The sequence below is a fragment of the uncultured Pelagibacterium sp. genome (genome assembly GCF_963972885.1).
Classification (GTDB): Bacteria; Pseudomonadota; Alphaproteobacteria; order Rhizobiales; family Devosiaceae; genus Pelagibacterium; species Pelagibacterium nitratireducens.
In genome coordinates this window covers 20,693-27,522 of record NZ_CAXAXY010000034.1, presented here as the reverse complement: position 1 = coordinate 27,522, position 6,830 = coordinate 20,693, and the positions used below count along the sequence as shown (strand labels likewise).

Genomic DNA, 6,830 nt, shown 5'->3' with positions numbered 1-6,830 from the left:
ATCAAGCTCTTCGGTCCAGCCGTTCACGAACGGAGGCATGTTGACGCAAGTGGGCAGCGACTGACCGCGCATCACGACCTGACGAATGGCGTCGCGGTCGATGACCAGCGACATCGCTTCGCGCACCAGCGGGTTGGCGAAGGGGTTTTCGTCGGTGACGTTGGAGCTGATGAGCGGCTCGTCGTCCATGGCGTAGCCAAAATAGATCGTGCGGTTTTCAGGGCCGGTCTCGACCTTGACGCCATCGGTGCCGGCAAGACGTTCGATATCCTGAACCGGAACGTCCTGGACGAGATCGACTTCACCCGAAAGCAGGGCGGCGACGCGGGTCGCGTTGTCCGAGATCGGGGTGTAGACGATTTCGGTGACCGCAGGAGTCTCGCCCCACCAGTCTTCATTAACCGTCAATACCGAGCGCACGTCGGGGTCACGTTCGGCCAGGACATAGGGGCCCGTGCCGTTGGTGTTGCGGACCGCGAAGTTTTCCTCGCCGGCCGCGAAATCCTGGACTTCGGTAAGGTCGTTTTCTTCCGACCAGCCCTTGTCCATGATGAAGGTGTTGGTGATGTTGTTGGGATAGAGCGGGGACGGCCCGGCCATCTGGAATTCGACCGTATAGTCGTCAACCGCGGCAACGCTCTCAACATCGGCGTGGAGCTGACGCATGTTGGAGTTTTCGGACTTGGCGCGCTCGATGGAGAACACCACGTCTTCGGCCGTGAATTCCTCGCCGCCATGGAAGGTGACGCCTTCGCGCAGCTCGAAGACCCAGACGGTCTCGTCGCCTTCCTTGACGTACCAATCGGTCGCAAGGCGGGCCTGAAGGTTACCTTCCACATCGCGGTCGAGAAGCGTCTCGTAGATGTGGTGGTTGAAGGTGTGGGTCACGCCCTGGTTCTGGGAGTGCGGATCAAGCGTGAGAGCATCGGACTGACGGGCCCAGCGCAGCGTTTCGGCGCTGGCCGCGCCAACGAGCATGGTGGTGGCAAAAAGAGCCGCCGCAATGCCGGTGAGCGTGTTTCGCATATCGAGTTTATCCCCTTGACAAAAATTACCCGCCATCGGCGCCTTTTGCCCGGCGCCGATGGCGGAAGCCATCATCCAGAAAACGCCCCCGCCTGCTGGGCCGGAGCGAGATACTGACTTGGGGGTCGAATATGTCGAAACGGCACGGTCAGACGATTAAGCTCTTTCTGTTGATCGATGTGCAGGGGTTATCTTATTTTGCATGACGATCCCTCCCTGCGACTTGGGGCCAGCACCGCGCGGGGTCTTAACGCCCGGGCGGTGCACGCCGAAGCCGCAACAAAGCGTCTTTTGTTTGATCGCGCAATGGGTATGTGGAGGACGTTTACGTCAGATATACTGTCCTTTTTTGACTATCCGGTCAAAAAACTGCCAAATTCCGGGCAGCTCCGGCGTACTTGAGGGTACGATTTGCTGAAAATATCGGCAAAAAAATTTTTGTGCGCGATTGCTGGCCAGCAGGGAGGGCCGTGAATCGCGGGGCTTTCACGCTGAATCAGCGGGGCTTCCCAGCCGTGGGTCCCGGGCTCGAATTGGATACAGGTCAGCCCGCCGGCGGTTCCCACAATTCGATGGGGTTTCCCTCGGGATCGTGGATGCGGGCAAAGCGCCCCGTTTCGGGGGTATCCCATTCGTCGCGGGTTTCGACTGGGATGCCCGCCCCTTTGAGGTCGGCCATCAGGGCGGAAAGATCGTCGACGCGGAAATTGATCATCCACTGCCTGTCGGGCGGGAAATAATCGGTTTCGCGCCTGAAGGGGGCAAAGACGGTCATGCCGGCCTCCTGCTCCCAGAAGCCGGGGACGCCGAGATGGGTCTCATACCATTTGGCCAGCGCCTCGGTGTCGCCCGAGCGAAAAAACACTCCGCCTATGCCCGTTGCCTGAGCCATTTCCCGCCTCCCTGCGATCGGGCAACATTGGGATACGTCCGGTGAGAAAGGTCAAGAGGTTGCGCCGCGGGCCAAGGCCAATTATGACATAATCGCCTTTTATGAGGAGCGCCTGCCTCTCGTGTCGATGATATCGCAAAAAGCCCGCTACGCCCTGCGCGCCCTTGTGGCGCTGACGCGCGCCGGCGAGGGTGAAAGCCTGATGATCTCGGAAATTGCCGCAGGGCAGGACATTCCGAAAAAATTTCTCGAACAGATCCTGCTCGAACTCAAGCGCAGCGGCATCGTGATGTCGAAACGCGGCAAGGCAGGGGGGTATCTGCTCTTGAAGGCGCCCGAGGAAATCAGCTTCGGGGAAGTGCTGCGCATCATCGACGGCCCGATCGCGCCCCTGCCCTGCCTGTCGAAAATCGCCTATCGGCGGTGCATCGACTGCCGCAGCGAGGATGATTGCGAAATCCGGCACGTTTTCGCCAAGGTGACCGACGCAACGCGCGCCGTGCTCGACCAGACGACGCTGGCGGATGCCATCGGGGAAGTGGATTTGCTGGAAAAGGCGAGTTAGGGCGCGCTAAGTTCATACAGCATCGATTTTGCTTCCAGCGCTTCCCCGGCGAAAGCCGGGGTCTATGTGCTTTGCCTTGGGCGCTGGCGCTTCGGGCAGTGCTGCTGGACCCCAGCTTTCGCCGGGGAAGCGAAGGGCGGGGGTAACGAACGGTTGGGTTCAGACCTGAACTGCTTCAGCCAAATGCCTTCTCGCCTTCGACCCAGACGCCCTCAACACCCAAATCATCGGACAGGTGCACCATGGACGCCATGGCGCCCGAGCCCAGATGCCCGATCGTGTCGGCGAGCCCGATGGCCTGGGCAGGGTAAAGCGCGGCCATGCGCAGGGCCTCGTCGAGATCAAGGCCGATGGTTCTGTGCATGTAGCTTAGCGCATCGATCATGGTGAGATCGGCCCCGGCCAATGTGCCGTCGGCCAGCCGCAGCGCACCATCGGCGCGGACGATGTCGCGGCCATTGAGGGCAAAGCCGGTCATGTCGGTGCCCATTGGCGACATGGCATCGGTGACGAGAAAGATCTTTCCCGGTCCTTTCTTGGCGCGCAGAGCAACGCCGATGGTTGCCGGATCGACATGGATGCCATCGGCGATCAGGCCGGCCCAGACGCCATTGGCGAGCGCGGCGCCGACAAGTCCGGGCTCGCGGTTGCCGAGCTGGCTCATGGCGTTAAACAGGTGCGTGACCATCGATGCGCCGGCCTTGAACGCCGTGACCGCGCCGGCAATGCCGGTGTCGGAATGGCCGAGCGAGACTGTGACGCCGGCCTGGGCGAGCCGGGCGATCTGGTCGGGGCCCACGGACTCGACCGCGACGGTGGTCAGAAGGGCGGGCATGGCGGGGCGGGCCGCGATGAGCGCGCGCAAATCGGCTTCGTCCATGGGGCGGATAAAGGCGGGGTTGTGGGCGCCCTTGCGGGCGACCGAGAGGTGCGGGCCTTCGATGTGCAGGCCGATAAAGCCGGGCACTTTTTGGGCGTGGGCGGCAATGCCCGCATCGAGTGCCGTGCGGGTGACCGCGCGCGTGTCGGTGACGAGGGTGGGCAGGAGCGCGGTGGTGCCGAACTGGAAATTGGCGGCGCACAGCTGGCGCAGGCCTTCGACGCTGCGGTCTTCGTTGAACAGCACGCCGCCGGCGCCATTGACCTGCAGATCGACAAAGCCGGGCACCAGCATGCCGTGGCCGAGGTCGATTTCGGCAATGCCGGATGGCACGTCTGTGGTGCGGACGATGGATTTGACGCGGCCGTCTTCAACCAGAAGGGCACGCTCCTCATGCCAGGTCTGGCCATCGAAGATTTTCGGCGCCGAAAGCGAAAACAGGGTCATAGGGTCGAGGTTACCTTGCGCAGATGCGGGGGCTCGTCGGGGTTGAAGCCGCGATGGCGGGCCAGCGCTTCGATAAAGCCGTAAAACGAGACGACCAGAGCGATGGGGTCGGTCAGCGGATGGCCGGTGCGGGCGACCGGGAGCGCAATGGCGGCGCCGGGCTGGGGGTCGGTGACGAAGACCGAACCGCCCTGTCCGGCCAGCCGGGCGCAGGTTTCAAGGATCGAAGAGCGCGCCTTGTCTGTCGCGCTGAGCGCAAGAACGGGGAACCCCTTCTGGACGATGGCGGCGGGGCCGTGCAGCACTTCGGCGGTGGAATAGGCCTCGGCGTGCAGGCCCGAGGTTTCCTTGAACTTGAGCGCTGCTTCGTGGGCGATGGCGGCGCCGGGGCCGCGCCCGAGCACGTAGAGCGAATTGGCATTTGCCGTGGCCTCGACAAGTGGCGACCAGTCGCACGAGAGCGCATTTTCGAGCGCTTCGGGGAGGGCGTCGAGCGCGCCGAGGAGCGCCTTGTCACCCGACCAGCCGGCAACGATGGCCAGCCCGGCGACCGCGGAGGTCACAAAGGTCTTTGTGGCGGCCACCGACTGTTCTTCACCCGCGCAGATATCGATGACGGCATCGGCGGCTTCGGCCAATGGGGAGTCCGGGGTGTTGGTGATGGCGATGGCGGTTGCGCCCGAGCGGGCGGCGCTTTGCAGCATGGAAACGATGTCGGGGCTTTTGCCCGACTGGGAAATGCCGATGGCGGCGGCGCGGTCGAGCTTGAGATCGACGCCATAGATCGAGGCGATGGAGGGGCCGACCGAAGCGACGGGAACGCCGGTCGAAAGCTCGCAGGCATATTTAAAGAAGGTCGCTGCGTGATCGGACGAGCCGCGGGCGATGGTTATGACCAGGCGCGGATCGGCATCGGCAAGCGCCTTTGCGGCAGCATCGAGCGCCGGGCGCCCCTCGCCGAGCAGGCGGGCCACTGCCGCGGGGATTTCGGCGATTTCGCGCTTCATGTGAGTCTGGGTCATGCTGGCGGTGGTCCCTTTTAGTTCTGCAGGCGCAGTTCGGCGACGAAATCATAGGCATCGCCGCGATAGATGGAGCGGGTGAATTCAACGATCCGGCCCGAAGCGAGATAGGAGGTGCGCTCGATGCGCAGGCTGGCGGCGCCGGGGGCGACGTCGAGCAGTTCGGCATCGTGCCGGCCCAGATTGACCGCCGCTATGCGCTGGATGGCGCGCACCGGGCGGTTGCCCGTCTGGTCGAGCTTGGCGTAGAGCGAATTGGCGATGGCGTCGGGATCGGGCAGGACAGTGGCCGAGAGCGAAGCGCGCTCGATGGCCAGGGGATTACCATTGGCGATGCGCAGGCGGGCGATGCGGGCGACCTTTTCGCCGGCGCCGAGGCCCAAAATGATGGTTTCCTCGTTGGAGGGATCGTAAAGGCCGCGATCGAGCCATTGCGAACTCAGCGTCATGCCGCGGCGCGCCATGTCCTCGGTGAACGAGGTGAGGCTGGAGAGCGATTGTTCGACCCGCTGGACGGTGGGGGCAACGAAGGTGCCCGAGCCGTGGCGCTGGATCAGGATGCCATCGGCCACAAGGTGCTGGACGGCCTTGCGGACGGTAACCCTGGAAACCTCGGCCGTGGCCGCGATATCGCGCTCGGACGGCAGGGCGTCGCCGGGATTGATGAGGCCGGATCTGACGGCATCCTCGATGGACCGGCGCAGGCGCAGATAGAGCGGGCCGCCGCTGCGGGCCCCGGCCGTCTGCCTGAACATGTCCTCGATGGTGGCACTCATTGGCTGGCACTGCGTCTGGTACGCATGGGACCGCTCCTCATCCGGCCCAACGCCGGCACCCTCTGTGCGGCTATAATACCAATAATAGACCATTGGCCAAGCTGGCAGAACGGAAATTTCGTAAAAAGTCGTGAAAGGCCCGGATGGCGTGCCTGTTGGTCACCTCCGGAGGAGCGCTCGAGACAATTTCGTAACACCCCACTGGACAAGTGGTATTTTTTTGGCATTATCGAGGGAACAGGAGGATTGTGCATGCCACGAAGGGGCGACATGCTGATCGAACGACACGCGCACAGGGCCATGCCGTGAGCGCTCTCGTTGCCACCGAACACGCCGATCCGCGCTTTTCCGGGCTCGATAGCTGGGACGATGCCGCTATTCTTTCGGCCCTGCTCGATGGCCAGAAGCGCGGTCTCGATGCCGTAAGTGCTGCACTCTTAGATATCGCCAAGGCCGCCCAATTGGGTGTTGCCGCGTTGCAGGCGGGTGGGCGGCTGATCTATGTCGGGGCCGGCAGCCCGGGGCTGATCGCACTCGGCGACGCGCTGGAAATTCCCCAGACCTACGGCATTGCACGCGACCGCATCGAAATCGTCATGGCGGGCGGGCTGGCGATGACCCAGGAACTGCTTGGCGGGCCGGAAGACGATGCCGACCAGGGCGCGGCCGATGTTGGCGCGCTTGGCATCGGGGCCAACGATTGCGCGATCTGTATTTCGGCGAGCGGGACGACCCGTTATACCGTCGCCGCATTGCGGGCGGCCAAAACCGCCGGTGCGGGAACTGTCGGGATCGCGGGAAATGGCGGCGCGCCGCTGCTGGCCGATGCGGATGTGGCGATCCTTCTGGCGAGCGGGGCGGAGGTGATTTCGGGCTCGACCCGGATGGCGGCGGGCACCGCGCAAAAGGCGGCGCTCAACATGCTATCGACCCTGATCGGGGTGCGGATGGGGCATGTGCACGACAATTTCATGGTCAACGTCACAGCCGACAACGACAAGCTGGTGCTCAGAGCCACCGGCATCGTGGCGCGCATCGCAGGGGTTGGACCCGATGTGGCGGCAAAGGCCATGCAAACGGCTCACAACGAAGTCAAGCCCGCCATCCTTCTGGCGGCGGGCGCAAAAGATCTGTCCGAGGCGCAGCAATTGCTTGCGCAATCGGGCGGTGTCGTACGCAAGGCACTGGCCGTTTTGGGCCGCCCATAAAGCCTTGCCCGACG

At 63.5% G+C, this 6,830-nt stretch carries 7 protein-coding genes; 2 read left to right on the top strand and 5 right to left on the bottom strand.

Features of this window, described 5'->3' with window-relative positions; genetic code table 11:
- The coding region (locus AACZ55_RS07850) for an ABC transporter substrate-binding protein (RefSeq protein ID WP_339644911.1) at window positions 1-1,026 on the bottom strand (1,026 nt) is incomplete at its 3' end.
- 544 nt (window positions 1,027-1,570) lie between these two features.
- The gene (locus AACZ55_RS07845; RefSeq protein WP_339644909.1) at window positions 1,571-1,918 is read right to left on the bottom strand and encodes a VOC family protein; all 348 of its coding nucleotides are present in this window, start codon (window positions 1,916-1,918) and stop codon (window positions 1,571-1,573) included.
- Window positions 1,919-2,045: 127 nt separating this feature from the next.
- Here AACZ55_RS07845 and AACZ55_RS07840 point away from each other — a divergent pair, with 127 nt between their 5' ends.
- A complete protein-coding gene (locus AACZ55_RS07840) occupies window positions 2,046-2,483 on the top strand; it encodes an Rrf2 family transcriptional regulator (protein WP_338610751.1) in 438 nt (145 codons plus the stop codon).
- 175 nt (window positions 2,484-2,658) lie between these two features.
- On the opposite strand, the gene nagA is transcribed toward AACZ55_RS07840, so the two are convergent.
- From nagA to AACZ55_RS07825, 3 genes are read right to left on the bottom strand one after another with little or no spacing between them, the layout of a single operon-like run.
- Window positions 2,659-3,810, bottom strand: coding sequence for an N-acetylglucosamine-6-phosphate deacetylase (gene nagA, locus AACZ55_RS07835; RefSeq protein ID WP_339644907.1), 1,152 nt, complete (start codon window positions 3,808-3,810; stop codon window positions 2,659-2,661).
- Window positions 3,807-4,832 (bottom strand): SIS domain-containing protein, encoded by a 1,026-nt coding sequence (locus AACZ55_RS07830; RefSeq protein WP_339644904.1) that lies wholly within the window; start codon window positions 4,830-4,832, stop codon window positions 3,807-3,809. The genes nagA and AACZ55_RS07830 overlap by 4 nt, the downstream gene beginning before the upstream one ends.
- A 17-nt stretch (window positions 4,833-4,849) precedes the next feature.
- The gene (locus AACZ55_RS07825; protein ID WP_339644901.1) at window positions 4,850-5,608 is read right to left on the bottom strand and encodes a GntR family transcriptional regulator; all 759 of its coding nucleotides are present in this window, start codon (window positions 5,606-5,608) and stop codon (window positions 4,850-4,852) included.
- 305 nt (window positions 5,609-5,913) lie between these two features.
- Between AACZ55_RS07825 and AACZ55_RS07820 the strand changes: the two genes are divergently transcribed.
- Window positions 5,914-6,816 (top strand): N-acetylmuramic acid 6-phosphate etherase, encoded by a 903-nt coding sequence (locus AACZ55_RS07820; protein ID WP_339644898.1) that lies wholly within the window; start codon window positions 5,914-5,916, stop codon window positions 6,814-6,816.
- Window positions 6,817-6,830 lie beyond the last annotated feature (14 nt).

Excerpts from the sequence above, each read along its gene's own strand:
- AACZ55_RS07845 (WP_339644909.1), bottom strand. The coding sequence starts at position 1,918 with ATGGCTCAGGCAACGGGCATAGGCGGAGTGTTTTTTCGCTCGGGCGAC.
- AACZ55_RS07830 (WP_339644904.1), bottom strand. The coding sequence starts at position 4,832 with ATGACCCAGACTCACATGAAGCGCGAAATCGCCGAAATCCCCGCGGCA.
- AACZ55_RS07840 (WP_338610751.1), top strand. The coding sequence starts at position 2,046 with ATGATATCGCAAAAAGCCCGCTACGCCCTGCGCGCCCTTGTGGCGCTG.
- nagA (WP_339644907.1), bottom strand. The coding sequence starts at position 3,810 with ATGACCCTGTTTTCGCTTTCGGCGCCGAAAATCTTCGATGGCCAGACC.
- AACZ55_RS07825 (WP_339644901.1), bottom strand. The coding sequence starts at position 5,608 with ATGAGTGCCACCATCGAGGACATGTTCAGGCAGACGGCCGGGGCCCGC.